Below are 215 nucleotides of genomic sequence, written 5' to 3'. Positions count from 1 at the left end.
CTACAGTTGCAAGTACTGCCAACGCTACAAGCAACGTCGGTAACTACACCTTAACGGCAAGCAACCAATCCTTTACAAGTGGCTTAAGCAGCAACTACAACATCACCTATAACAACGGTACGTTGACGGTCAACCCAGCCAATCTGACGATTACTGCTAACAGTGCCTCTACCCAATATGGTCTGGGCACTACTTTAGGTAATACCGCCTTTACT

The 215-nt window shown here is 46.5% G+C and carries 1 protein-coding gene; it reads left to right on the top strand.

The genetic code is table 11. The features are described from left to right. Positions 1 to 215: MBG domain-containing protein (locus ICN16_RS09810; RefSeq protein WP_216137084.1), on the top strand; the 215-nt coding region annotated here is incomplete at both ends.

The organism is Polynucleobacter sp. es-MAR-4 (assembly GCF_018882055.1).
Classification (GTDB): domain Bacteria; phylum Pseudomonadota; class Gammaproteobacteria; order Burkholderiales; family Burkholderiaceae; genus Polynucleobacter.
This window is presented reverse-complemented; position numbering and strand designations above follow the sequence as displayed.